Annotated in this window: 29 protein-coding genes; all 29 read right to left on the reverse strand. The window is 28.3% G+C overall.

The genetic code is table 11. The features are described from left to right. Positions 1-89: 89 nt before the first annotated feature. On the reverse strand, positions 90-1,472 hold the full coding sequence (locus tag Q0739_RS01815; RefSeq protein WP_298236982.1) for an asparagine synthase-related protein: 1,383 nt from the start codon (positions 1,470-1,472) through the stop codon (positions 90-92). Continuing rightward, positions 1,469-2,416, reverse strand: coding sequence for a glycosyltransferase family 2 protein (locus Q0739_RS01820; protein WP_298236983.1), 948 nt, complete (start codon positions 2,414-2,416; stop codon positions 1,469-1,471). Before Q0739_RS01820 ends, Q0739_RS01815 begins: the two co-directional genes overlap by 4 nt. Beyond that, a complete protein-coding gene (locus Q0739_RS01825) occupies positions 2,409-3,326 on the reverse strand; it encodes a glycosyltransferase family 2 protein (RefSeq protein WP_298236984.1) in 918 nt (305 codons plus the stop codon). The genes Q0739_RS01820 and Q0739_RS01825 overlap by 8 nt, the downstream gene beginning before the upstream one ends. Beyond that, complete coding sequence (locus tag Q0739_RS01830; protein WP_298236985.1) at positions 3,316-3,975, reverse strand: methyltransferase domain-containing protein; 660 nt, start codon at positions 3,973-3,975, stop codon at positions 3,316-3,318. The genes Q0739_RS01825 and Q0739_RS01830 overlap by 11 nt, the downstream gene beginning before the upstream one ends. Next, on the reverse strand, positions 3,965-4,735 hold the full coding sequence (locus Q0739_RS01835) for a glycosyltransferase domain-containing protein (protein WP_298236986.1): 771 nt from the start codon (positions 4,733-4,735) through the stop codon (positions 3,965-3,967). The genes Q0739_RS01830 and Q0739_RS01835 overlap by 11 nt, the downstream gene beginning before the upstream one ends. Further along, positions 4,735-5,370 carry a class I SAM-dependent methyltransferase gene (locus tag Q0739_RS01840; RefSeq protein ID WP_298236987.1) on the reverse strand — a complete coding sequence of 212 codons (636 nt, stop codon included), beginning with the start codon at positions 5,368-5,370 and terminating at the stop codon, positions 4,735-4,737. The genes Q0739_RS01835 and Q0739_RS01840 overlap by 1 nt, the downstream gene beginning before the upstream one ends. Positions 5,371-5,606: 236 nt before the next feature. Next, positions 5,607-6,440, reverse strand: coding sequence for a glycosyltransferase (locus Q0739_RS01845; protein WP_298236988.1), 834 nt, complete (start codon positions 6,438-6,440; stop codon positions 5,607-5,609). A 178-nt stretch (positions 6,441-6,618) separates the two neighbouring features. Beyond that, positions 6,619-7,533: a sulfotransferase gene (locus tag Q0739_RS01850; protein ID WP_298236989.1), complete on the reverse strand. Its 915-nt coding sequence runs from the start codon at positions 7,531-7,533 to the stop codon at positions 6,619-6,621. Positions 7,534-7,607: 74 nt separating this feature from the next. Then, entirely contained in the window at positions 7,608-8,570 is a 963-nt protein-coding gene (locus Q0739_RS01855; protein ID WP_298236990.1) for a glycosyltransferase family 2 protein, read from the reverse strand. Positions 8,571-8,672: 102 nt separating this feature from the next. After that, positions 8,673-9,584 (reverse strand): glycosyltransferase, encoded by a 912-nt coding sequence (locus Q0739_RS01860; RefSeq protein ID WP_298236991.1) that lies wholly within the window; start codon positions 9,582-9,584, stop codon positions 8,673-8,675. Then, complete coding sequence (locus Q0739_RS01865; RefSeq protein ID WP_298236992.1) at positions 9,578-9,922, reverse strand: hypothetical protein; 345 nt, start codon at positions 9,920-9,922, stop codon at positions 9,578-9,580. The genes Q0739_RS01860 and Q0739_RS01865 overlap by 7 nt, the downstream gene beginning before the upstream one ends. 8 nt (positions 9,923-9,930) lie before the next feature. After that, complete coding sequence (locus Q0739_RS01870; protein ID WP_298236993.1) at positions 9,931-10,497, reverse strand: glycosyltransferase family 10; 567 nt, start codon at positions 10,495-10,497, stop codon at positions 9,931-9,933. Between the two features lie 4 nt (positions 10,498-10,501). Next, positions 10,502-11,389, reverse strand: coding sequence for a glycosyltransferase (locus Q0739_RS01875; protein WP_298236994.1), 888 nt, complete (start codon positions 11,387-11,389; stop codon positions 10,502-10,504). Then, positions 11,382-12,197 (reverse strand): glycosyltransferase, encoded by an 816-nt coding sequence (locus Q0739_RS01880; protein WP_298236995.1) that lies wholly within the window; start codon positions 12,195-12,197, stop codon positions 11,382-11,384. The genes Q0739_RS01875 and Q0739_RS01880 overlap by 8 nt, the downstream gene beginning before the upstream one ends. A gap of 34 nt (positions 12,198-12,231) precedes the next feature. Continuing rightward, complete coding sequence (locus Q0739_RS01885) at positions 12,232-12,945, reverse strand: glycosyltransferase family 2 protein (RefSeq protein WP_298236996.1); 714 nt, start codon at positions 12,943-12,945, stop codon at positions 12,232-12,234. Between the two features lie 14 nt (positions 12,946-12,959). Further along, entirely contained in the window at positions 12,960-13,964 is a 1,005-nt protein-coding gene (locus tag Q0739_RS01890; RefSeq protein ID WP_298236997.1) for a glycosyltransferase, read from the reverse strand. Position 13,965: 1 nt separating this feature from the next. Further along, positions 13,966-14,787, reverse strand: a complete 822-nt coding sequence (locus Q0739_RS01895) for a glycosyltransferase family 2 protein (RefSeq protein ID WP_298236998.1) — start codon at positions 14,785-14,787, stop codon at positions 13,966-13,968. A gap of 4 nt (positions 14,788-14,791) precedes the next feature. Further along, entirely contained in the window at positions 14,792-15,586 is a 795-nt protein-coding gene (locus Q0739_RS01900; protein WP_298236999.1) for a glycosyltransferase family 2 protein, read from the reverse strand. Between the two features lie 3 nt (positions 15,587-15,589). Then, a complete protein-coding gene (locus Q0739_RS01905) occupies positions 15,590-16,333 on the reverse strand; it encodes an FkbM family methyltransferase (RefSeq protein ID WP_298237000.1) in 744 nt (247 codons plus the stop codon). Positions 16,334-16,400: 67 nt separating this feature from the next. Next, a complete protein-coding gene (locus Q0739_RS01910; RefSeq protein ID WP_298237001.1) occupies positions 16,401-17,273 on the reverse strand; it encodes a sulfotransferase in 873 nt (290 codons plus the stop codon). Further along, on the reverse strand, positions 17,270-18,277 hold the full coding sequence (locus Q0739_RS01915; RefSeq protein ID WP_298237002.1) for a glycosyltransferase family 2 protein: 1,008 nt from the start codon (positions 18,275-18,277) through the stop codon (positions 17,270-17,272). The genes Q0739_RS01910 and Q0739_RS01915 overlap by 4 nt, the downstream gene beginning before the upstream one ends. Before the next feature lie 2 nt (positions 18,278-18,279). Further along, positions 18,280-19,092, reverse strand: coding sequence for a sulfotransferase domain-containing protein (locus Q0739_RS01920; RefSeq protein WP_298237003.1), 813 nt, complete (start codon positions 19,090-19,092; stop codon positions 18,280-18,282). Continuing rightward, positions 19,089-19,805 carry a class I SAM-dependent methyltransferase gene (locus Q0739_RS01925; protein ID WP_298237004.1) on the reverse strand — a complete coding sequence of 239 codons (717 nt, stop codon included), beginning with the start codon at positions 19,803-19,805 and terminating at the stop codon, positions 19,089-19,091. Before Q0739_RS01925 ends, Q0739_RS01920 begins: the two co-directional genes overlap by 4 nt. A 17-nt stretch (positions 19,806-19,822) precedes the next feature. Next, a complete protein-coding gene (locus Q0739_RS01930) occupies positions 19,823-20,539 on the reverse strand; it encodes a WbqC family protein (RefSeq protein ID WP_298237005.1) in 717 nt (238 codons plus the stop codon). A gap of 4 nt (positions 20,540-20,543) precedes the next feature. Further along, a complete protein-coding gene (locus Q0739_RS01935) occupies positions 20,544-21,611 on the reverse strand; it encodes a DegT/DnrJ/EryC1/StrS family aminotransferase (RefSeq protein ID WP_298237006.1) in 1,068 nt (355 codons plus the stop codon). Between the two features lie 11 nt (positions 21,612-21,622). Further along, a complete protein-coding gene (locus tag Q0739_RS01940; RefSeq protein WP_298237007.1) occupies positions 21,623-22,825 on the reverse strand; it encodes an ABC transporter ATP-binding protein in 1,203 nt (400 codons plus the stop codon). A 2-nt stretch (positions 22,826-22,827) separates the two neighbouring features. Next, positions 22,828-23,673: an ABC transporter permease gene (locus Q0739_RS01945; RefSeq protein WP_298237008.1), complete on the reverse strand. Its 846-nt coding sequence runs from the start codon at positions 23,671-23,673 to the stop codon at positions 22,828-22,830. A gap of 25 nt (positions 23,674-23,698) precedes the next feature. Continuing rightward, on the reverse strand, positions 23,699-24,664 hold the full coding sequence (locus tag Q0739_RS01950; protein ID WP_298237009.1) for an SDR family oxidoreductase: 966 nt from the start codon (positions 24,662-24,664) through the stop codon (positions 23,699-23,701). Beyond that, positions 24,654-24,950, reverse strand: a complete 297-nt coding sequence (locus Q0739_RS01955) for a GIY-YIG nuclease family protein (RefSeq protein ID WP_298237010.1) — start codon at positions 24,948-24,950, stop codon at positions 24,654-24,656. Before Q0739_RS01955 ends, Q0739_RS01950 begins: the two co-directional genes overlap by 11 nt. Positions 24,951-24,954 lie beyond the last annotated feature (4 nt).

Consider the following 24,954-nt stretch of genomic DNA (forward strand, 5'->3'; position numbering starts at 1 on the left):
TTTAATAATTTTATAAAATCTTTTTAAGTATTGGATATTAAACAGTTTTTCGAATATTACAAACAAAATATGTTTAAATATAAGCTCATTTACTTACTAAACTTCTCTTGAAAAAATGCCAACGTTAGCAACATACTTACAGAATGGGAATAGGTAACAGCATCCTTTTCTTTAAAATTATCATAGTATTCTTGAATAATATTCTTTGGAACAAGATCTTTTAAATTCGATTCAAACAACCATTTCTTTAGGTGTTTATCATTTTCTTTTCCAACAAATTGTAATTCCCAATTTCTTGATATATAAGGCTTTCCAATAAGCTCTTTAAATTCCCTTTTCAATTTGTTGACTACTCTGTATGGTAAATTATATGGAGCCTCATTTAAATAATAATTATTTAAACTAAAAGGCCTTTTCTCTTGCCAGGTAATCTTTGCAAGGTCTGGAGCATTTTGTTGAATATACGCTATTTGTAATTGTCTATTTGCTAAATACTTTTCTGGTACGGTGCAAATAAATTCAAACATTCTATTATCATAATAAGGTAGCGCTACTGGTTGCATGGCTTCGAAAATCGATAAATTATTAGAAGACCATCTAGACACAAAATACTGTGTTTTAAAGGCACGTAACTTGGCATTTGTATCCTCAATATTTATTGCTTTTAAAAGAGCCCGTAACCTTGTTCTGTAATAGTCTTCAAAATTTCCATCTAGCCCCCAAGTTTTCCATAAAGTACTTGCCAATTCAACACCTCCTTTTTTTAACAGTAACTTAATTAGCACATCCTCTTCTTGATCGAAAGTTAATTGTTTGAATCCAAATGAATCAAACATAAGATCCCCCATATGACCCAAAGAAAAAAGATTGCCCATATCTTTTAAAGCACTAAAAAAAGCCATTTGTCGAGGATGGGTAAACTCAGAATAACATTGAGTAATTTCTGCTAATGCTTCTATACAATCCCACAAATATCCTTTTTGAACTTTGAATGACTTAAATGGAAAATGACAAGCGTTTGCAATTTTCTTGGCTATTTTAGTTTCTGGATAGCCACCTTCGAAATCGTAACTATAAGATTTGACGTTAGGATGATTTCTTAAAGCTACCGCTTGTGTCCTACTATCCAAACCACCAGATATGGGGAAAATGACCTTCTTATTTGTAGTCTGTTCATTTACTATAGTTTCAAATAAATTGGTAAATTCTTGAAGTGTATCTTGAAAACTAATAGCTCTTGGAGTATGATGCCATTCAAACCATTTTTCAGAAGAAAGTAATGTATCATTTTCATCGAACAGATAATTAGTCCCTGGCGCTAAAACCATTTCATCTTTCCAATAGGAATCTGTATCGAAAAAAAAACCAAATGCTATAAATAAACAAATAGCTTCAAGGTCTAACTCATGTTTCCCTTGAGTTTTCACTATGGTCTTATTTATAGGGAGTATAGGTGTTTTTATAGTTTTCATTTATAGAAATATCTATTCAATCGTAAAAACAAATCACTTGAAATTAATTTGATTTTATATAATTTTAAAAATAATAAGCCTCTAAAGTAACTGAAATACGACATATAGTTTTTCTCATAAAATACTTTTAAGCTTTTTTGAACATGAACCATATCACCTTTATCTTCTGAGCGATTAAAATAACGTATACATAAAAAATAATATCCTGTTACTAAGTCTTTTTGTTGCTTATCTAAAGAATAATGCTCGCTCATGTAAGTGATTAAATAATTTACAGATTCACAAACTACATTTATAGGCGTCTTTTTGATATTAATTGGCGAAACAGTGTAAAAAAAGTCCACTTTGTTATCAATTATTCTGTAATTATTACTTAAAATAAGTGCACGAATAGATAACTCCACATCTTGTAATCTTTTTAAATAAGTATTAAATTTTCCGATCTTGATAAAAAAATATTTATTCCATAAAATAGCAGAGGTTTGCCAAATAAATTTTGCCTTTAAAAAAAAGTTTAAATAGTTGCCATCAGCAGAAGGAGCAGGCTTATTATTTCCTTTCTCATCTAAAAGATTAAAATTCTTAAACACTACAAAATCTTTAACCTCAATAGATCGATTACTTACAAAATCTTTGGATACAATATCGTCTGAATCTAAAAACACTAAATGATTATAAGATGCATGATCTGCGCCAATATTTCTACAAATAGAAGCCGTTTCTTTTCTATCATTTAAAACTAACTTAATATTTTGGCTCGAATTTTCCTGAAAATATTGAACTAGCAATTCTTTTACAGTTGCATCTGAAAAATCATCTACTATAATCCACTCCCACTGTTCTGAATCTTGTTTTAACAAACAGTCATGCGTTCGTTTTATACCTTCAAAATCATTGAAATGTGGTGTGATTATACTAATACCCGTAATACAAGTTTTAATCATCTAAATAATGTAACCCAATTTCTTTATTTATCTTCCTACTGTTTCTGATGTCAGGCAGAATTGTATTTAACAACCTATATTTATTTATGTTAATTATCGCCTCATTAAACTTTAATTTTATTAGTGATTTTAAAATTGCTTTTACTACAATTTGCTTCTTTAATCTAATATTATTTTCAATGTCGTTATTAATATTAGCCCAATTCTGTTTTAAGCTGCGTTCGAAATGCGTTAATTTTTCAGAATTATTATCAAGCTGTCTTTTTAATCTTAATTCTCTGTCGTGAAGCACATAAATTTGAGAAACAACACCAATTCTTAATTTATGGTATTCGTTACGTTGGGTATAATTAATGTCTTCTCCATAGTGATAAAAAATGGGGTCAAAACCTCCAACTGTTTCAATGGTTTTTCTTGGTAACAACCACGCTGCAGCATTAACAAATGGTATTTCGTAAATTTGTTTTGAAAATAACTGCCTATTTATGTCATTTTGCAATGCGTTATTAAGTGCAATATACTTCGAAAAATTATAATCTAATTTTGTCCCATCTCCATTTAAATGAATTGGGCTCAAAATACCAAAATCGGTATTGTCTTTATGACACCTTACTAAATCTTCAACAGTATTGGGTTTTAAATACGCATCTTGATTTAATAAAAACACATAATCTGCTCCTTGCTTTAATGCATAGGAGAATCCAATATTATTGGCAGCACCAAAACCTAGATTATTCTTTTGTTGAAGGATTGTAGTTTTTGGGAATTCTTCCTTTATAAAAGATACCGTGTCATCACTGGAATTATTATCGATAACAATAACATGATATGATGCACAACTACTTAAACATTTATGAAGCCATTTCATTCCATTGTATGTAACAATTACTATGAATAGATTAATTTTCATGAGTACAAACTACAATATGTTGAAATGTCACCAAATCTTTATTAATTAATTTCAATAATTTATATTTCCAATCGAATTTAGAGCCTATAGCATCGCGAGATCTATAATTTCTTATATAATTAAGTAATTTCAACTCTGAATCTTGAAGTAAATTAAAAACATCTTTACGAGTAAACCATCGTAGATGGGTTCTATCAAAAATACCTCTTGGATTTCGAGGAAAAGTTCCTTTAATATAGACCTGAATAAATAATTCAACATGGGCTATATTGGGTAGTGAAATAATAATTTTACCGTTTTTATTTAATCTTGATTTTAAATCGGTAAGTACTTGTTGGGGATTTAATAAGTGCTCTAATACATCTCCAAACAATATGTAATCGAATAATGGAGATTCATTTATTATTGTTTTTCTAAACGCTGTAGAATTTAAATCACCACAAAAAACTTTTGTGTTACACTTTTCTGCTTCTTCTGCCATTTTAGCATCAAATTCAATTCCGTAAACAGTATCAGCTATATTATTTTTTAGTAAATATTCCCCATTTGTACCCAAAGCACACCCTACATCTAAAACTTTATTAAAATCACCTTCAATTAATTTTAATAAATCTGTTCTTAAACCAATATAAGATTTGTTATACTCCACTAAAATTTATTTTTTTTAAAAATAATATTATTTTTATTGCTATTTTTTTTTGCTTTTCGAAAAAAAATATTTCTCTACGTGCCCTTAAAAATTCATATTTAAAATGTTTATGTCTATGAAAACTAGAATACTTATTATGTCTAATATCTCCATTAATTATCGCAGGATATATTTTAAATTTTTTTAAACAATAAGATAATGAAATCTGGTCTCGCCTCGAATAATTCTTTGTCTCAATCCACCATTGGTTTATAAAATCAACATTAATAAATTGATTATTTCTCACATATAAACCCGTTGCAAAAAGTCCATCATTATTTTTCACACCTTTCAAAAAATATTTTAAAACCTGCTTAAGTAATTTATAAGGATAATCCTTTTCAAGCTTTATACATTTTATAGCCTCATCATAAATACAGTTCCTTACGGGGTGACAATAAAAAGCAAAACTATTTTTAGACGCAAAACTTAATAAGTTAGGAATTTCGTCATGATTCATTTGTATATTAGCATCATGCCAAATTACATAATCGTACTCATTAAATAAGTCCAAACCAATAATTTTATAATATCTGGCGTTCTTTGTTATATCATCAACAAATGGCTCTTTATATATAACCTGATAGAATTTTGATTCTATTACACGGTCATCTGTAATAAGAAAGTAATCAATATTTTCGTTTTTTTTGAATTTAAAAGGTTCCTTAAGTTTATCCTTCCCTCCATAAACAGCTGTAAATATTGCAATTTTTAATGACATTAATAATGTATTGGAATTGGGTTAAACTTATCTATTGTCCTAAAAACACCTAATGTTTCACTTATAACGGTATAATTTACATGGTTATTTTTTTCTTTATAAAACTCAACTAATTCTTGCTCACCTTTTCTATTGACGTCATCTAATACTAGACAAAAATCACTTTTAAAATTAGCTTCCAACTTATCTAATGCTGGAAATCTCGAATATTTTAATTTCGAATTATTTGCAGGAGGTCCATCAATAATAATTAAGTCAAATTTCATCTCTTTTAAAGCGATTGATACTTTACCATAATCATACCAATTAACTACGCCAAACGCTGTAGTTATCTCTTTTAAATCAACTCTAACCATCTCTACAAATTGCAACAATTCTTCATTTTTTAAATAATCTTTTAAATTTTTTGCCCATACTTCATTGTGCTCTATTGTAACTATTTTTGCATTGAGTTTGTTTTTTTTCAATAATCTAGCCATCATAATAGTAGAAATCCCTGAACCAAATTCTAAAATATTGTTTCTTTGATTAATAGTAATTTCATTTAAAATATAAGCTATACAAACTGGTCTCAGAGCGCCACCATTTAATGGCAAGTATGGGTAACCAACTAATAACGATTGTAGAATTGCCATTGAGTATATATCATCAGATTTTTTTAAATGATGTTTTAATTCAGTGTATGATTTATTATTGTTCCTTATAGTATTTTTAATTTTTGATATAATATTCATCTTATCTTTATAAATATGCTTATTATTTGATTTTTTGTTTTAAAGAAATATTTCATCCGTCTTTTGTTCAACAAAATCATTTTAAAAAGTGTAAACACAAACTATTTCCTATCAAAACATATCAATATTCATTTTCTTTATTTCAATAGACTTTTTGCTTCACGATATAATTTAAATTTTGTTCTTATTAAATTTAAAGCAAATAGCGATTTAAAAAAATTTCTACGGTAATTTTCCAAAATTGTTATTCTTAATGCGTTTGCTAGTTCTAATGAAAAATATTTTTTGCACATTGAGTAGGTATGAACATCTAACATTAAAGTTCTACTACCAACATCTCTAGATCCTCCAGTGGTCGCACCTATATGATACAATTTAGCTTTAGCATTGTACCATGTCATATACCCTTTATTAAAAAGTCTTAAAGCCATATCTCTGTCTTCCCCTGCTCCAGTAGGATCAAATTGCTCATCAAACCCACCAATGTCATCAAATACGCTTTTTAATATTGCCGAACAGCAGCCAGGAAAAGACATACAGATTCTAGATTTACTAGTGTTCGGGTTCCTCGTTAAAACTTTTATAAAATTATCGACGTTATAATTAAAGTAATCATTGTCCTTTGCTAAATAGTTCCCATTAACATCACAATTTGAACCAGCAACAGCATGAAATTTATCATGTATTATAGGATATGTAATTTCACGAATAAAGTTCGGTTCAATTCTGGCATCATCATCTAAAAACACTAAAATTTCTCCTTTAGACTCTTTTACACCTATATTTCTGGAAATACAAGGCCCTGTAGAATCTATAACTAAGTGTTTACAATTTTTTATATTCACTGGGTTTTTAGATTGATCTACTACAATTATTTCAAAATTAGAAATATCTTGTTTTAATAGATCTTCGACTAGAAGATTAATATAATTTACTCGATTTCTTGTAGGAATGATAACACTAATTTCCATTTTTTAATTTTTATTTATCAATCAGTATAACATTTATCTTTTTTCTCGAACTATTGGCAATATTCAGGGGACGGGATTAGGAGCTATGATTTGTCTATCCGTACACGTTTAAGTAAAAGTACTAAACTTATAGATACCATCATAAATAGGCTTAATTCTATTTATTATAGCTAACAATTTACCACTCATTATCAGTATAGAAATGTTTAGAAATTTCCTTCGTCCCAATTTTTATTCTTGATATCTCTTCCTCAGATAGCCTATTCTTCCAACTGGAGATATTTTCTTTGCTATTTCTATACAAATCCCCCTTATCAGATTTAGAGTGATTAATAATTTCATCTTTAATCAAATCAAAATTTTTTATTTTAAGGTTTTTGTACAGTTTACTGAATTCTTCAATTGGGTCTACTGAAATATCTTCGTGACGGATAAAAATCCAGTTTTTATGTTTGTTTTGATAATCTTTAATTCTATAATGAATAAGATTCCACATCATGATACCTTGGTCTATTATGTCGTGTTTTTTATTAGCATAATTTTGTATTTCAGATTCAAATGGTTTTAGCACTTCTTTTATTAGTTTTTTTTGTTTAAAAAAATTATTAAAATCATGATTCCAGTCTTTAACTTTTATACTTGCAACAAAGGCGGCTGGATGTCGAATAATAACTACAACATCTGCGTGATATTTTCTAGCTATCCAATCCACAGAAAATAAACAAATCGGGTCTTTGATTAAATATCTTTTCGTTAATCTTATTTGAATTAACCTTATTTTATTTTTTAACATTTTAGGTTTCAGTTTCACGATTGCTTTTATCAAATCAATAGTAAAATATTGATATGGTAAGCCAATAATAGCATCAAGATATTTAATAAATTGATTTTTATGTGTAAAACTGTCTGAGTCAGTTATATATTCAAACCAATATTTAATTGGGCTTAAACTATTAAGAGGGTAATTTTTATTAAATGGTTCATGTACATACTTAATTTTATCGGTTAGTGATAACATTTTCCCTAACCATGTTGAACCAGACCTATGAGACCCCGTAACAATAATTGGTCTATTATAAAATCTCTTTAACATAAAAATATTTCTTTAAACTAATTTGCGCTCTTTAATTGCTGGCAACTACTTATTAAACGATGTTTTTTAATTTATTATCTCCTCCTTATCATTTTTTCAATTCTATAGCTCCTCATATTAATATTCAAAACTACTTTTAAATAACAAATTAACACCATATAGTTAAAAACCCCAATATCTTTATAATAGCCACGTATTCCGTCTAAAATATAATTATAAGTATGGTTATCTTTATTGTCCATGGTAAGAAAGAGCAAATTTAATAAGGCTTTATAGACAAAATTGATCATTTCTCTATCCCCTATTTTTATAATTCGTTTTAGATTTTCAAACTCAACATAAGCTTGTGAAAATCTATTTTTGAAATTATAATCTCCTATTTTATTACTCCCAATAGAGTTACTATGTTTTCTATATAAAAATAATTTTTCATCAATATATTTATATTCATCATTTTTTAAATCAAAAAAAAATCTATGAAAAAACTCCGTTTCTTGCCCATCAGTTAAGCCAATATTAAACAATTCTGTTGAGTTTAATGCAGACTTTCTAAATAAAATGGAAGGTGTCAATATATCTGATTTTCGTAATGTAAATTCTTTAAATAAATTCCCATCATTAAAATATTTTGTTGGTCTTAAAATGTTCAATTGAGAATCAGTTAAATATCCCGAACAAATAATGGCCTTTAGCTTCTTAGAACTTATTAAATTTATTTTTTTTTCTATAAACTCATGTAACATGATATCATCGCTATCAAACCAATTGATATATTCGCCTTTACTTAGTTCAAACCCATAATTTCGAGCCGCATTACCCCCTCCTGGCTGATTTTTTGGTCTATGATGATATTGAATTCTACTATCTTTTTTACAGTAGGTTTCTAATAGTGAGGAAGTGTTGTCTGCAGAGCCATCATCTATAACAAGACATTCCCAATTGGTATAAGTTTGTGCCAATACGGAATTTAAGGTTTCACCTATTAAATGTTCTCGGTTGTAGGTGGGGATAATAATTGAAACTAAAGGCATTTTCATTATATAACTAGAGATTCAATAAATATAGTATATTAATAACTGCTTCAAAACGTTTTAGAAATTTATATTAAGTAAAGTAATAATTAAATAAACAAAATGTTTTTACTTTTTAAAATGTAAAAAGTAATTTATTACAATCCTTACCTGAAATTTTAGAAATTGCAAAAAATACTTATTTGTTAAGTAAAATTTAGATGTTAAGAACCAAAATCTAAATGAAATATTATCTGAACGATATACTAAGCCCTCATAATATCTAAATAATTTATAATGCTGTTCTTTTTTAAATTTATTTAATAACTTACTAACAATTAAAGTAAAGTAAAGGTATTTTGCTTCAAGTTTTTCTTTTTCTTTAAATCCTTTTCTTGATATGTTTTCAGATGAAAGTCTTATGTAGGCAACAGCTTCGTTTATGGTATATATATTTTTAAACTCAGTGAACTCTAACCAGGCAAAATCATCTGCTCCCCAAGCCAGTGGAAAATCTCTAAATCCATACTTTAAATAAGCCTTCCTTTTAAAAACATGTTCTGAAAGAGAACTTCTAGATAAGCTAAAAATATTTCGGTAAAAAGAATCTGGAGACGTTTCAATTTTAGGGTGCATAAAAACGTCAGACAATTTATTACCTACCTTATCTATTTGAGTGGCATATCTAACAACATTTGCGTTTGATGCATATATATCTTCAATTTGTTTATAAAACTCTTCAATAAAATTGTTACTCACATAATCATCATCTCCTAATAGCATTAACCATTCTTCATTAGCAGATAAATCTATACATCTTTCCCATTGCTTAACTAATGATGTCTTTCCTATATTAGTTTTGAACTTTTTATATACAAAGTCAAATTTATTCTTATAAGTCTCTAATAATGGTAGAGGGTTATTAAAACTTGCATCGTTACCAATATAAACTTTAAAACGTTTATCTGTTTGATTCGCTAAAGAATCAAGAGTTTCATTAAAAAACTTATAATTATAATATGGAATAACTATAGCTAGCATGCTAAACTTTTATTTAAACTCCTTTTTAATAGTTGTTTAAAACGAATATATTTTTTCAATAACATATATACATATGGTCTGTAAGTTTTAGCAATTGGTCTTTTCTTTGACTCAATAACGTTTATAATACGTTCTAAAACTAGCATTTTTTCGGTCTCATAATCAATTCTATCTTTTGCAAAAATGGGCTCTTGTAGCATTTTAATAGCGATATCTGGATTGCACTCGATCTCCTTTATTCTTTTAGAAAGTTCTTCTATAGATTTAATAAAACGTTTTGAGTTAAATTCAAAATCTATCTGTTTATTACCCCAATATATAGGAATACAGTCCATCATTATGGGTTCTAATATTTTCTCGATTGTATATCATTCTCAAAAGCTATAACAAATTTATAATCTTTTATAAATTCTGTTTTGTTTTTAACCCTGCCACCTACATTATTTAATACAGCTCCACCAGAATCTATATGTATAAATTTCGATAAATTTTCAAAGAAATCTATTCGATCTTTAGCCTTTGGATTAGATACCACCATACAACAAAGCTTGTTTTTTTTAGTCCAAATATTTTTTAATTCTTCTTTACTTTTTTTGGACCAAAAATTCTTATACTCTTTATGGCGTTCTATATATAAAGAATACAAAGGCAATCTAAAATGATTTTTCCTAGAGGTATAATCAAAAGAAAAAACAAAATCACATAAGTAAAAATTAGGCCTAAAATTCTCTCCAGTATAGTGAATTCTTTTACAATTATATTTTAAATAGTCGTTACCAAAACTTGAATAAAAAAGCACATCTGGGTTTTCATCTATAATTACAGTATATTTTTGAACTAATAAATTATAGAAATAATTATCCTTCTTATCAAAATCAGGCCAAAAATCTGAAAAATCCACCTTTAGTTTCATTTTTTTAAAACTTATTATAATGTTTAAGGCGTTTCTTCAATTTAATTAATAGTTTAAATAATGAATTGTGTTTTTTCAATAACTTCACTTGCGTGCGTCTATTAAATAGGTAAAAATAATCGTTGTAAATTAATTCATTATATTTTAGAATATCTTTTTTCACATTAATGCTATTAGAATTTGTTGCTTGATTTTTATGCAATCTAAAACCAACTAACTTTTTATTTAATATGGCTATCTTATATTTTTTTAAAACTCTATTACAAAATTCAAGATCTAATAATTGAAACAAATCTTCTTTATAAAAACCAATAGCTTTTACCATATCTTTTCTAAAAAGTATAACGGTGGGTTCACCAATCTTGTTCAAAGGCCTTGATAAGAACAAATTAGATTTAAAAATAGACTTATCTAAATACTGAGCACCATTAACTATTGGTATGTTTAAGTGTTCCTGTAAATCTCCATAGGTTTCAATCCATTTTTCTGTTTCTTCATTCAAGTAATTATTATCCACAATAATATCTCTTTTACAAGCTACTAAACCTAGTTTTTTATTGTTTTCCAATACTTCAACCATTTCGGAAATACAATTTGAATATAAAACATCATCTTGAAATAGAAATTTTATATAAGTTCCATTGGCTTTTTTTATACTATTGTTCCAATTAGCTCCAATCCCTTTAGGTTCATGATGATAAATGTTTATTGGAATAGCTGTTTTTGATTTATAACTCTCAACAATAGCTAAAGTTGCATCAGTTGAGGCATCGTCTGAAATTATAATTTCTAAATTACTATAGGTTTGAGAAATTGTAGAATCCAGCGCTTCTGTTATAAACTGAGCACCATTAAAAGTAGGTATGCAAATAGAAACTAGAGGTTTATCCATAAAAATATTTCTGTAACCTCTTTAAAACTAGAACAATGTTTACTTTGTTGGCTTTTGTTAACCGTTTATTTTCTTTCATTAATTCTTTGTTTTCATCTAACAATGACTGAAAGGAACCAAAATGATTCACATATAATTCAGCATGTTTTATACTTATGTATTTAACAATCGTTTCAAAATCCTTTACTGAAACCTCAGCATTTCTTGATAATTCTTTTATTCTATAAAAAAAACAAACTTTTGGAATTCTAAATACTTTTCCGCCATTTTTTAAAAGATTAATCCAAAACTCCCAATCTTCTAGACCCACTGTCAAATTTATATCGTAACCTCCAATATCAATAAAATCTTCTTTTTTAAATAGTGCTGAACAAAAAATAATATTATTCTTTAATAATTCGCTAAAAGAGTACTTTGGTAATTTCCAATATTTATTGTTTTTCCCAAAAAACTTGGCATTACAATAAACAACTTTTAACGCATTATCTTTTTCAAATGCTTTTAACCCTAATTCCAAATAGCTAGGTGTAATTTTATCGTCTGCATCTAGAGGTAAAATATATTTACCATTAGCCTTTTTAACTCCTACATTTCTGGCATTACTTACGCCTCCATTTTCAATTTCAATATATGTAAATCGACTGTCTAATTTCAAAAAATTATTGGCAATTTCTTCAGTATTATCTGGACTTCCATCGTTAACAATTATACATTCCCAATCCTTATAGGATTGCGATAAAACAGATTGTAAACACTCATCTAGATATGCTGCTTGATTATAACATGGAACGATTACCGAAACTTTCATGGTGTTTAATGCTAACTTAAGTAAGATTATTACTTTAAAATGGATTATGCCGTTTTACTTTTTCTAATAAATTATTAAAATACAATTGCCAAAAAAATTCTTTTGTTAACACCTGGTGCCGCTCTCTTTTAACTAAATCTATATTGGTGCTACTTATACCATCCAAATAAAATGTCGAAATGACTTGATTTATATACATATAAGTATATTTTTTCTTACATAAACCTAACATAAAAAACTTCCAATCTGAAGTTATTTTTAAATCCTCGTCATATAAAAAATGATTAAAGCATTTTTTATTAATTAAAGATCCAGGATGTGGTAACGTATCTTTTACAAAATAGGAGAATGTTAACGCTTCTGGGTAGGTCTTAATAAATTCCTTTTGAGATTTAACCATTATATTACCATAAAGAATGTCTATCTTATCTTGTTTTAAAAGATATGGTTTAAAAAATGATAATGACTTATTGGAATAAAAATGATCTCCACTATTTAAAAAAAGAAGATAATCTCCTTTCGCAACTTTAATGCCCTTATTCATGGCGTGGTAAATACCATTGTCCTTTTTACTTTCGAAATAATCTATGTCATTCTTAAAGTTATTTATAACATCTAAACTTCCATCATTACTTCCACCATCAATTATTATATACTCAAATTTTCTGTAACTCTGCGAGCACACACTTTTAATAGTGCGCTCTAATCCTTCTTTATTATTATAATTTACAGTAATTACAGATAACATCACTTCAGTTTAGCTTAAACCAGTATTTTTTTTAATATCTTTTTTAACCAGCTTTCATTTTTAACAAATTTACGTCTCTTTTCTTTTGGTGTTTCTTGAAGTGTTAACCTAACTGGATAAGCAATAGTTATGCCCTTAAACTTTTCGTAGTTTAATGCTTTTAAAACGCTCTTATAATCAATATACAATGTTCTTAATAAAGGAAAATCTAACAAATCAAACCTATTGTATTCTTTAGATATCTGGTATTTATTTGATATTTTACTAAAATGATAAAATACCAATTCACTATTATCATTTAATAAAATTTTATTCGCCTCAACACTAATAATTCTTCTTTCATGTAAATTCCAAGGTGCCATATTATAGCCATAAGATTTAATAATCTCTATATCATCATAAAAAACTGGCAAAAAATTCATCCATAACTGGTCAACAAAATAACCCTTATGTACACTGTCATAACCAAAGTTTAAAGTTCTATGTTCCCACCAATCTAATATTTTTTTTGTAGATTCTTTTTTAGGATTTAGACCCAGAAAACCTAAATTAAAAACACCATATTGTAAAAAAGTATTTTCTTCAGGAAACTTACCATCTCGTTCTATCTGTGTTAAAATATGTGGTGTTAAAACTGCTGCCTTAGTCTTTAGTTTTTCGTTTAAACTATCTAAACTATTATAAAAGTACAAATCAGGATCTAGATAATAAATAACTTCTAAGTTCGGGTTTCGCTTAATTAAATACTTAAATGCACTAGCCTTAATACACGTGTTTAATTCAATTATATAATATTTAGAAATTAAATCTTCTAAATTAATAGTATCCAAAGCTTCTGCTAAAACAAATTTTGCTGGAGAAAACTGCTTATAATCTATCTCATCAGAATATTTATCCATTAAAACAATTACAAATACAAAATCTGGATTATGTTTTAAAAACGATTGTTTTAGTGCTAGAGCTTGCCCTAAATAGTTGTTTGAACATATTGTAAATGCTAAATAGGTAGTTGACAACATTTTATTTTAAGCTAAATTTTTTAAAGATTTTACTTTTTAATCTTTCAATTTTATATCGAAAAGGATAATCTTTTTTCTGTCTTTTAATTACCTGATCATAAAAAATAAAAGTAGGGGTATTTACATAAGGATGAAAGGAATTTATTCTAAAATACTTTAAAACATTATCTAAAAAATCATTTGAAATTTGTGCATCAAAACTATCCGTTGAAAAGCCACCTGCTTTAAAATTTGCAACAATTAAATTTACATACTCAAAAGGTTGTTTTGCCCAACATTTAAGATTAAAATCCCAATCACTACTTTTCTTATATTCTAAATTAAAATTACCAATCTCCTCTTTTACAAACTGTGTATTATAAAATATAGCCTGATGACAAATATTCTGGTTTAGTAATTTTGGTATTGTAAACTCCCCAGCATAAATATCGCCATTTTTAGCCCATCCTGCATCGCCCAGTATTCGAACGTCTCCATAAACCACCTTTGCTTTAGTATTATCTGTTATTTTAGAAACATTCTCTAAAACCGTATTGCTGTAAAGTGTATCATCACTTCCCATAAAAAATAACCATTTCCCATTAGCTATTTCTATACCTTTATTCATAGCATCATAAATCCCATAGTCTTTTTCAGAAAAAATAGTCATATCTGCAATTTTTTTTTGGTGTTGGTTTGCTATATTTAATGTATCATCAGTAGAAAGATTATCTATAATTAAAACTTCAAAATCTTTAAATGTTTGATTTTTAAGACTCCTCAAACATGAATTAAAGGTTTCTTCAGAATTGAATGTCGGTATAACTATCGTGAATTTTGCCACTATATTAATCTATCCAATTTATTGATTCATATCCATACTTTATTCCAAGTTTTTTTGAAATATTGATTTTAAATTTGTCGAAAAAACTTAATTGCCTAAAACTATTATCAACAGATTTTTTAGCTTCTAACAGATATGTCTTGTAATCCCCAGAATTTTGACCTTTTCTTTTTCTAAAAGCAGCTAATTGCCTTTTTGTACAGTATAGTGCTTCGAAATTAAAAAATCGCATCCATAAATCAAAATCGGCAGCCAATGCGTAATTTACATTAAGATGCCCTCCTGCTCTTTCCCACAAATCTCTAGTCCAAAACGTTGATTCTTGCTGAATAAATGAAAAATCTTTTTCGTGTTTTAACAAATAAAAATAATATTTAGAATTTATTGGATTTCTTTGAAAAAGTAAATCTCCTTTTTCATCAATAACAGATGGAAAACCTTGTAACCATCTAATATTAGTATTAGCCACAAATATGTTTGCAATATAATTTAGTGACCCCTCCCACAAAACATCATCAGAGTTTATCCAGCACATAATCTCACCTGTTGAGATTTCAAATCCTTTATTAATAGCGTCATACATACCATTGTCTTGCTCACTAATCCAATACGCTAATTTCGATTCATATTTTTTAATAATTTCTAAAGATGCATCTGTACTACCTCCATCTATTATTATATATTCTAGATTTGGATAGTTTTGATTTAAAACAGACTGAATGGTAAGCTCTAAAAACTTGGCTTGGTTGTAATTGGGTGTTACAACCGTAATTTTAGGAAATTCATTTTTTAAAATCACTATTTAAGTATATGAATTGTATAAAAATTCTTTATTTGTACTAGGAACAAAAAACGTATCCATTTGCCAAAATGAATCGTCATATTCTCTATTCATAAAATCTACCATTTCTATCGACGAAAAACCTAGTTTCTCCATATAACTACACATTTCATAGTATTTTAAGCTATTATCTGTTAATTTATAATTATAAGTTTCTATAATAATTAATTGTGCTGACTTAATAATGTTTTTTGCGCCTTCTAAAATGGGTACTTCAAAACCATGTGTATCGAGCTTTAACAAGTATGGTGGTTCTAATTTTTGTTTTGCAACCTCATGATCTAAACTTATTACGGGCACTTTAATACAATTGATATTAAAAGGTTTTTCTGATGCTAAACCTCCAAATAGATCTCCATTGTTAAAATAGATTTCGCCTTCTGATCTTCCTGCTGCAGCAAGCACATAATTTGCGTTTGGATATTCTTCTTTTAACTGTTTTAAACCTATTTCATGCTCTTTTTGTGCTTCTATCAATAAATACTTTGCATTTGATATCGTATTTATACAATTTCTAGACCAACGACCATCAGATGCCCCAACATCTATAACGGTATTGACTTTAAGTCCCCTTTTTACACATCGCTCTATTGCACTTTGCATGCTAAACGTATTACGCTGTTTTAAAGACTGCTGCCGATGTTGTACCTTATATATACTATATCCAAATTTTAAAGCTATATTCTTAATTGTTTTTTTTATCATAAACCCACTTTATAATTGATTAAGCATATTGCTAATCAAATACTAATATTATTTAATTAAAACTAGATTAATCTTCTTCTCTCGAATTTAAAAACTTTTTAAATTCTCGTGTTCGTTTACAACCAAATTCTGTTATATCGTAACCTTCATACTGTTCTAAAAATTCTTTACCTAAATATTGGGTATATCCACTTAAAAGGTTTTTGAATATTTTTTTAAGCGGTCTATTTTGTGATTGTATTCTAGATTTTAAATAACCATGTTCTGAGTTTTGAAATGGATCACCATACTCTCCTTTAAACTTATTATTTTTGGAAACATCAAGTACTGTTTCTTTATAATCCATCCCTATCCATTTATAAACTTTTTCAACCTCAAAAGCTGTATTATCAATTAGGTGTTCATAATACATACTATAAACATTTGAGTTGTTTTGTTGTTGCTGACAAAATGTATGCAATTTTTCTGGAGCAAAAAGCAAATCTCTTCTAAATAATTTTATATCTTCCATAGATGAGAAATTCCAAGTTTTAATTAAAGATTTTGCAACATTAATGGGATTACGGTGAAGCACAATTATTTTACTTTTAGGAAATAACTCTACTAGTTCATCTAGTATTTCCCAATAACGAGGGGTTTTATCTATAGCAAATTCATAATCTTTAAACATAGGTTCGTATAATTTTAAAATGAATTCCTTGTAAAGTTCCTTGTATTTTAAATCTGGAAATTTGTTTAAGTAATTATTTAAAGCACGAATAGTAAGCTCATTATCCGTTTTTGAATAGACTAAGCTTGGTTTAATAAAATTTAAAAAATTTAATAGCAACCATGGTTCACTACAGGTATTGGTTTGCTCATTATTAGATAGCAAGTTTTGTAAATAAGTAGAACCACTACGTGGTTGTGAAACAATGAAAATAAGCTGCTCTTCTTTCATAGTTTTTTAAGTTTCTTTTTAACTTTTTTAGTAAACAGCTTAAAAATAAGGTTTAATAACCAAAATGTATGTGGTAAAGTTTTATAAAAAAGCAACTGTCTTTCTGTAAGATTATATTTTAACAACCCAATATAAGCACCTAATGTAAATGGGAGGTTGGGTATTATTTTATTATAAAACTCAAATACTGTTGCTGTTGCTTCTTTATGAAATTTATAATTATAGTGCATGTCGGCATAATCCCAAATTTCTATCCAGCTTTTAAAATGCTGCACTGTAAATTGTTTATGTCCTAACTCACTTAGCCCAGCAGTTGAAACACCTTTACCACTTTGCCTATACACTGCCATTTCTTCATCTAAAAAGCCAAAATCACCATGTTTACCTAACAAAAAACTTAATGGCACATCACCAAAGGCCATTTTAGTAAACCAATCTGGAAAAAAATTGTCATCAATAATATTTCGAAACATCAAGGTTCTAGATTTTAATCTAAGTTTATTTGAAAAAATTGCTTTAACGTTAGAAACAGGTTGAGAATAATAGCCATCTTTAGGACTATCTACTTCTAAATACTTTTCATCTTTTTGTATTGCAATTTTTTGCCAATGATGACAAGCTACTAAGGTTTTATTTTCTTCTAATATGTCTACTTGTTTTTGAAGTTTTAAAGGATCTGTCCAATAGTCATCTCCCTCTAACAATGCGATATAATTTCCATTCGTACTCTTTAAATTTTCCAACATATTAAAACGTCCAGAGGCATAGCCATTTACATAAATAACATCTTTTCTACTTCTCAAAAATAACTTAATCTTATCTGGAAATTTTTTAGCATACTCAATACAGATTTCCCTTGTGCCATCATTGCTCTCATCTTCTCCTAGTATAATTTCAAATGGAAAAGTTGTTTCCTGCATTAACACACTATCCAAACATTGGGAAATGTAGTTTTTGTGATTGTAGGTAACTATGCTAACTGAAACCATTAAATTTTTATCCATTATTAGTAGATGTAAGGTTCTAAACTTGTTTCTTTTAAATCGTCGTCTATTTCATCAATAATACAAGTTGGTAAATTTTCAATCCATTTATCGTCTTTTTGATTTAACCTAAACACAGAATATGCATTATGCGACATATCTTTTTTTTGTCCATTAGTAATAAATTCCAGCACTTGATTGTCAATATTAAGATTACAAAATCTAAACATTTTTTTTACTTCATCCTCAGTATTATATAATAACATTTTATAATTTAAAATATAAAATCTATTTGGATATTTTTGTTTTAATTCAATAAAAAGGTTAGCAATTTCTTTCCATTTTTCATAGCCATAAAACTCTTCAATTGAGTTTTTGTTTTTTTTAGGAGCTTTTCTCCATTCAGCTGAAACGTTCCAGTTTTCACTATCAAATTCTTTTGGTGCATTAATCCAAGAATTAATTACACTCTTTGGATTTCTTATTATCCCAACTACCTTAATTTCTTTATTCTTTTCTAAAAGGTTTTTTAAAATATGATGATATCTAGCTTCTTTATAAACAATATGGGTAATATTATCTTTTTTAAAACTGGGGATTGAACCTTTTTCTTTTTCTTTCTTTTGAGTAATAAAATCATCATTACTCGTTGAAATTTTTTTAAAAAATTCATTAATTTCTTTTCTACTCGAATTCTCGCTAAGAAACGATTTAAAAGCATAAGAAAACAAAGGTTGATGTCTGTAAACCACATTTCTTGATGAGTCAAATAAAGAACCCACCCAAGATGTCCCAGATCTTGGAACACCATGAATTGCTATTTTATTATACATCATTTTTTTTGAATCAAGACGTCGAACCTATAATCCGAATTAATTTGATAAGTTGGTTGTTCAATGATTTTAAAATCGACATTAGTGAAAACTGAATTCATTGCGAGAAAATAATCCTTTTGAAACCAATATCCAATCTTCGGTTTATCTTCTTCTAATCTTTTAAAATAATCAACATGAAACGAGGGTTTGTTAATGTAACTCCATTTTTTTTCTAAATCTGGAATATCTCCTAACAACATTCTACCTCCATTTTTTAATGCATTAAGACATTTATTAACTACCAAATATGTTTCTTTTTCGCTAAAATGTTGTAGTGAAAAATAAATTATAATCGAATCGTATTTATTTGATCCTAAATCATAACTATTTACATCTGCATTGATAGTAACTAAATTATCACAAGCATAATTTTCACTTAATTGCTTTAATAAAATATTAGAATAGTCAATCCCAATAGCCTCCTTGCATGTTGATGCTAATTCACCAATTACTAAACCATTGCCACAACACAATTCTAAAACATCTGAATTTTCTTTTATAGAAAGTAAATCTCTTATATAATCTATTGTTTTTAACCAAGTTTTCTGAGATATTTTCTCACCATTTCTTGTTCTTGAAACATTAAATTGTAAATCAATACTTTTTGCGACAATACTTTTATCGTTATAATAATTCCTCCAATGTTGCGTATTTTGAATATCCAACTTATCCATAATGTAGTTTTAGTAGATTAAAAGCTAAAAGAATTAATCATTGTTTTAGTTTTATATATATCATTAAACATTAGCACATCTATTATTGATAAAAAAGGTACAAATTCATTTTCAAACTGCTTATAAGTTGTTGGTTCAAAATCTAAAAACTTAATATCAACATTTGCATTTAAATACTTAGTAACATCAAAAAAGCCTTTACCCCCAATAGCATTTATATATGAATTAGCATTATAGGCTTTACATATATTTAATGCCCATTCATCTGGAGTATTTACTTGCTCAATTTCCATGTTCATTTCTGACCAAATTTTTATAGGTGTTTTAATATTTAAAAAAACACAAATTTCACGTAATGCCTCTACATTAAGCTCAGTAATTGATGTATATGGGTTTTTTAAAATTTGTTGTAACAACTCAATAACCTTATTATAATTTGGTGCTTTTTTTTTATAGTGCGTTAATTGAGCAAATATTTTTTTTTTCCAATTAACATTATTATTTATTGTAATAGATTTTATGGAATCTTTTTGTTTGCTTTTATTTAAAGCCACTTTAATATAATTAGGCTCTCCATTTAATTTTAAAATTCTATTCCTTTCAATCCAACCATGTCTAATATATTGGGGAGTATCAAAAACAATAAATTCGTCACAAGCATCAATTAATGAAAAGTACCCTAAATAAGGTAAAAAATAGGGTTGCATTATTGCAATACACTTATTATTTTTCAAGATTTCAACTGTTTACAATGTTTGCTATAAGTTCAACTTCTTTTATTTTCAAACTATCATATAATGGCAAGCACAATACCGTTTTAGAAACAGTATCTGCTATAGAACAAGTGTTTTTATTTATATACGGTAATTTTTCTAAACTCGGAAAGAAGTAACGTCTAGAATATATATCATTTTTCTCTAGTTGTTGCTTAACTCTTAATAATTTTTTTTCAGCCTGAAAGAAAATCGGATAATAGGCATAGTTCCATTCTACACCTTCTCTTATTTTTTGACGTTTTATGTTTTCAAATGTTAAAAGTTTATCATAGAGGTCACATATTTTTTTACGTTCTTCAATTAGAAAATTCACATAAGGCAGCACCGTTATTCCCATTGCTGCTTGTAATTCACTCATCTTAGCATTAATACCTAAGCCATGAAATACTTCTTGGGATTTGTGACCAAAGTTATGTCTGTACCATAATTCTTGCTCTGTTTTTTTATCATTACAAAACAAAGCACCTCCCTCACCTGTATGGAATAACTTTGTAGCATGGAAACTACAAGTACTTATATCTCCATAATTAAAAATAGATTGCCCTTTATATTTTACACCAAAACAATGGGCTGCATCATAAATAACTTTTAAATTATGTTTCTTGGCTATAGCTTCTATTTCTTCAACCGCACAAGCATTTCCATAGACATGAGTTACTAATATTGCTGTTGTTTTATTAGTTATTGCCTCTTCAATTTTAGTTTCATCTATAGTTAGATATTCAGGGTGTATATCTACAAATACTGGTGTGCATTTTTCCCAAACAATACTACTAGTGGTTGCAACATAACTAAAAGGCGTTGTAATAATTTCTCCACAATTACCATAGAAATTTAGTGCGATTTGTATAGGCAAAGTGCCATTGGTCATTGGAATAACATGATTTACATTTAAATATTCTTTTAACTTAAAACGTAATTCCTTAAAAAGTTCGCCATTATTAGTCAACCATTCATTTTTCCAGATACGATTAACCTGATGCTGGTACTCTTCTTTTGGAGGAAAAAATGTTTTGGTTACAGTTATCATTCAACTAATAGTTAATTATAAGCTTTATAAGATGCTTCGAGTAACATTGATTCCCATATTTCTTCTGGGTGTATTACTTGAAAACTAATGGCGCTATTAATTCTATAAATAGGCTCTCTATTATTAAAATCCCTAACAGCAATATTAATCGAATATACTCCTTTTGAAAGCTGCAAATTATTATGCTGCAGAATAAATTCTATTACGCCTTCTTTCAAACTAAGATTATTCTCAATTTTATTTCTTTCAAATGAAGCAACTGGTCGTTGTTCTTTATCGACAATAATTATAACAAACTCAAAATCTTTTGCTTCTTTTAGAACTGTAAATTTTATATGTATCTTCATTTGTTCTTTCCACTCAATCTGTTTTATCCCATCTACAGTTACTCCTGCTAATATTTCAGATTTTTCTAGAACTAAAGTACCATCGTCTAATACTAAACTACTTTCATTATTAATGAATCTAGTGTAATATAAATCAATAGCTTTACCTATATTATTTCCTTGATATTTTGAACATCCTTTATCCATTAAAATTATCTGGTTACAAATTCGAGATACCATTGGCATAGAATGCGATACAAATACAATAGCTGTTTTGGGCAGTATTTGGTCGATGGTTTTAAAACACTTCAACACAAACCCTAAATCTCCTACGGCTAGCACCTCATCAATAATTAACACATCTGGCTCCATTTGGGCAGCTACAGCAAAACCTAAACGAACTTTCATACCAGAACTGTAGTTTTGTACGGGCATATCTATAAACTCACGTATCTCTGCAAAGTCTATAATGTCTTCTACTTTGGCATCAATTTCTTTTCTTGTAAATCCTAAAATCGCACCATTATTATATATGTTTTCACGACCGCTTAAAATTCCATTAAAACCAGCACCTAACTCTATTAAGGCCCCTACGCGTCCTTTAATTGTGACTTTACCAGCATCGGGGTTAATTAAGCCATTCAATATTTTTAACAAGGTAGATTTTCCAGCACCATTGTGGCCTATCAGTCCGAGGCATTCGCCACGTTTTAATTCAAAACTAATATCCTTAACTGCCCAAAATTCTTTAGGTCTTAATTTGCGTTCTTGTTCATTCCAAAAGGCATTACTATACAAATCTTTAACACCATACCAGAGACTTGTTTTTAAGTCTTTACAAAACTTTTTAGAGAGGCCTTCTACTTTTACCAATATATCATTTTCCATAACTAAGCACTTAATCGTTCTACAAATATTGGAATGGAAATTCTATATACTACCAAGCCTAAAAATAATAAAGGAATACTTAACAAAATAACTATGACATAATAGGTTAAAAACTGAGGCGTTTGCCCTAATAATATATCTCTAGTTGTTAATAAAAGTGGTGTTAATGGATTGTATTCCATTAGGGTTTTCATGATGCCGCCTTTAGGTATTACATAAACCACAGGTGTTATGTACATCAACATCCTAAATCCCATACTTAAAAAGCGGTTTACATCGCTATATAACATAGCCACAGGTGTAATAAACAAACCTATGCTTGTACCAAAAATAATAATTGCAAGTAAAGCTAGTGGGAACAATAAAATACTTGCATGAAATTCGACACCAAATATTATAAAAAAGATTAGGAGCAAAACTATTTTAATAGAGGAATTAAAGAGTAGCTTATAGATACCTGAGATTAACAAGGCTTCTTTTGGGAAATTAATTTTCGACATAATCCCTTTGGCTCCTTTAGTGCTTGATGTTGGCGAATTAATAGCTTCAATTAATATGGCCCATAACAGGGTACCTGAAAATGCAAAGACAGGGTATGGTACTCCTGTATCGGATAACCGAATGGTTCCTGTTAAATTTAAAAATATCCAAACTCCTGCTGTTGTTATTGGTGTTAGAAAAGCCCATAATATACCTAAATACGATTGTCGGTATTGTGCCTTTATATCTCTAACCGTTAATTGTTTTGCCAAAAACCGTGAACCATAAATATCTTTTAAGCTATCCAGTAACAATTTAAAGAGCTTGGTGTTGTTTTCTTTTTGATAAATTCGTGTGGTTAGGGCCATTATAATATATAGATTATTTTATGTTTTACTTTTTTAAATATTCCCAAGCCATTTCTAAACCTTGTTGTGTCATAACTTCTGGATTATAATTTAATAAGCCTTGAGCTTTGCTAATATCTGCTAAAGAGTCTTTAACATCTCCCTGTCTAGAATTTACAAATCTCGGATTTAAATTAGAACTAGACAATGTTTTTAAATGTTTCCATAAGTCATTGATACTTATGCGTTCTCCACATGCTATATTATATACTTGGTTACAGGCTTTTTTGTTGGCAAACAAAGCTCTAATATTTGCCTGAACTGCATTATCTACATAGGTAAAATCGCGCGTCTGGTTTCCATCTCCATGAATTATTGGGGGTTGATTGTTTTTAATTGCGTCCATAAATAATGGTATAACGGCAGCATAAGCACCGCTAGGACTTTGCTTAGGCCCGAAGACATTAAAATAGCGTAAGCCTATGGTTTCTGTATTGTAAGTCTTGGCAAACACATCGGCATACAACTCATTTACATACTTTGTTACCGCATAAGGCGATAATGGGTTACCTATTTCATGTTCAACTTTAGGTAAGGTTTTACTATCTCCATAGGTAGAACTCGATGCTGCGTACACTAACCGCTTAACAGAATTACTATCTTTATAAGCCACCATGATATTTAAAAACCCGTTAATGTTTACTGCGTTAGTTGTAATTGGATCTTCTATAGATCTAGGCACAGAGCCTAAAGCTGCTTGATGCGACACATAGTCTATATTTTTCATGGCCTTTTTACAGGTTTCTAAATCTCTTATATCGCCTTCAATAAGCTCGAAAGCGGGATGTTGTTCAAACTCTGAAATATTTTTACGATATCCATTAGAGAAATTATCTAATACGCGAACTTTTTTTGCATTATACTTTAATAAATAGGCTACGAGATTAGAGCCAATGAACCCTGCGCCTCCTGTAATTAAATAACTATGGTTTTTAATGTGATTATTGTTCATGTGTCTTCTTAATTTCAACTTGACCTATGAAATAAGATTTAAGGCGATTTCCCAAAAACATCTTACCATAATGCGTTTTTAAATATTTTTCACGCTTTAAAGCATCTTCTTGTGATAAGCATCCTTCAAAATAAATTAATTCAAAAGGCCTTCTGTGTTTCGTTGACTGTACTTCACCTTTTTGATGAGCCTTAAATCTTGATGACAAATCTTTGGTATAGCCTATATATTTCTTACCATCTTTTAAAGATAATAATATATACACATAATAATATGGAGTCAACATATTT

The organism is uncultured Algibacter sp., assembly GCF_947487605.1.
In the GTDB taxonomy this organism is placed as follows: Bacteria; Bacteroidota; Bacteroidia; order Flavobacteriales; family Flavobacteriaceae; genus Algibacter_D.

Coding starts and splice junctions, on each gene's coding strand:
- Q0739_RS01815 (WP_298236982.1), bottom strand. CDS start 1,472: ATGAAAACTATAAAAACACCTATACTCCCTATAAATAAGACCATAGTG.
- Q0739_RS01820 (WP_298236983.1), bottom strand. CDS start 2,416: ATGATTAAAACTTGTATTACGGGTATTAGTATAATCACACCACATTTC.
- Q0739_RS01825 (WP_298236984.1), bottom strand. CDS start 3,326: ATGAAAATTAATCTATTCATAGTAATTGTTACATACAATGGAATGAAA.
- Q0739_RS01835 (WP_298236986.1), bottom strand. CDS start 4,735: ATGTCATTAAAAATTGCAATATTTACAGCTGTTTATGGAGGGAAGGAT.
- Q0739_RS01840 (WP_298236987.1), bottom strand. CDS start 5,370: ATGGCAATTCTACAATCGTTATTAGTTGGTTACCCATACTTGCCATTA.
- Q0739_RS01845 (WP_298236988.1), bottom strand. CDS start 6,440: ATGGAAATTAGTGTTATCATTCCTACAAGAAATCGAGTAAATTATATT.
- Q0739_RS01850 (WP_298236989.1), bottom strand. CDS start 7,533: ATGTTAAAGAGATTTTATAATAGACCAATTATTGTTACGGGGTCTCAT.
- Q0739_RS01855 (WP_298236990.1), bottom strand. CDS start 8,570: ATGAAAATGCCTTTAGTTTCAATTATTATCCCCACCTACAACCGAGAA.
- Q0739_RS01860 (WP_298236991.1), bottom strand. CDS start 9,584: ATGCTAGCTATAGTTATTCCATATTATAATTATAAGTTTTTTAATGAA.
- Q0739_RS01865 (WP_298236992.1), bottom strand. CDS start 9,922: ATGATGGACTGTATTCCTATATATTGGGGTAATAAACAGATAGATTTT.
- Q0739_RS01870 (WP_298236993.1), bottom strand. CDS start 10,497: ATGAAACTAAAGGTGGATTTTTCAGATTTTTGGCCTGATTTTGATAAG.
- Q0739_RS01875 (WP_298236994.1), bottom strand. CDS start 11,389: ATGGATAAACCTCTAGTTTCTATTTGCATACCTACTTTTAATGGTGCT.
- Q0739_RS01880 (WP_298236995.1), bottom strand. CDS start 12,197: ATGAAAGTTTCGGTAATCGTTCCATGTTATAATCAAGCAGCATATCTA.
- Q0739_RS01885 (WP_298236996.1), bottom strand. CDS start 12,945: ATGTTATCTGTAATTACTGTAAATTATAATAATAAAGAAGGATTAGAG.
- Q0739_RS01890 (WP_298236997.1), bottom strand. CDS start 13,964: ATGTTGTCAACTACCTATTTAGCATTTACAATATGTTCAAACAACTAT.
- Q0739_RS01905 (WP_298237000.1), bottom strand. CDS start 16,333: ATGATAAAAAAAACAATTAAGAATATAGCTTTAAAATTTGGATATAGT.
- Q0739_RS01910 (WP_298237001.1), bottom strand. CDS start 17,273: ATGAAAGAAGAGCAGCTTATTTTCATTGTTTCACAACCACGTAGTGGT.
- Q0739_RS01915 (WP_298237002.1), bottom strand. CDS start 18,277: ATGGATAAAAATTTAATGGTTTCAGTTAGCATAGTTACCTACAATCAC.
- Q0739_RS01920 (WP_298237003.1), bottom strand. CDS start 19,092: ATGATGTATAATAAAATAGCAATTCATGGTGTTCCAAGATCTGGGACA.
- Q0739_RS01925 (WP_298237004.1), bottom strand. CDS start 19,805: ATGGATAAGTTGGATATTCAAAATACGCAACATTGGAGGAATTATTAT.
- Q0739_RS01935 (WP_298237006.1), bottom strand. CDS start 21,611: ATGATAACTGTAACCAAAACATTTTTTCCTCCAAAAGAAGAGTACCAG.
- Q0739_RS01940 (WP_298237007.1), bottom strand. CDS start 22,825: ATGGAAAATGATATATTGGTAAAAGTAGAAGGCCTCTCTAAAAAGTTT.
- Q0739_RS01945 (WP_298237008.1), bottom strand. CDS start 23,673: ATGGCCCTAACCACACGAATTTATCAAAAAGAAAACAACACCAAGCTC.
- Q0739_RS01950 (WP_298237009.1), bottom strand. CDS start 24,664: ATGAACAATAATCACATTAAAAACCATAGTTATTTAATTACAGGAGGC.
- Q0739_RS01955 (WP_298237010.1), bottom strand. CDS start 24,950: ATGTTGACTCCATATTATTATGTGTATATATTATTATCTTTAAAAGAT.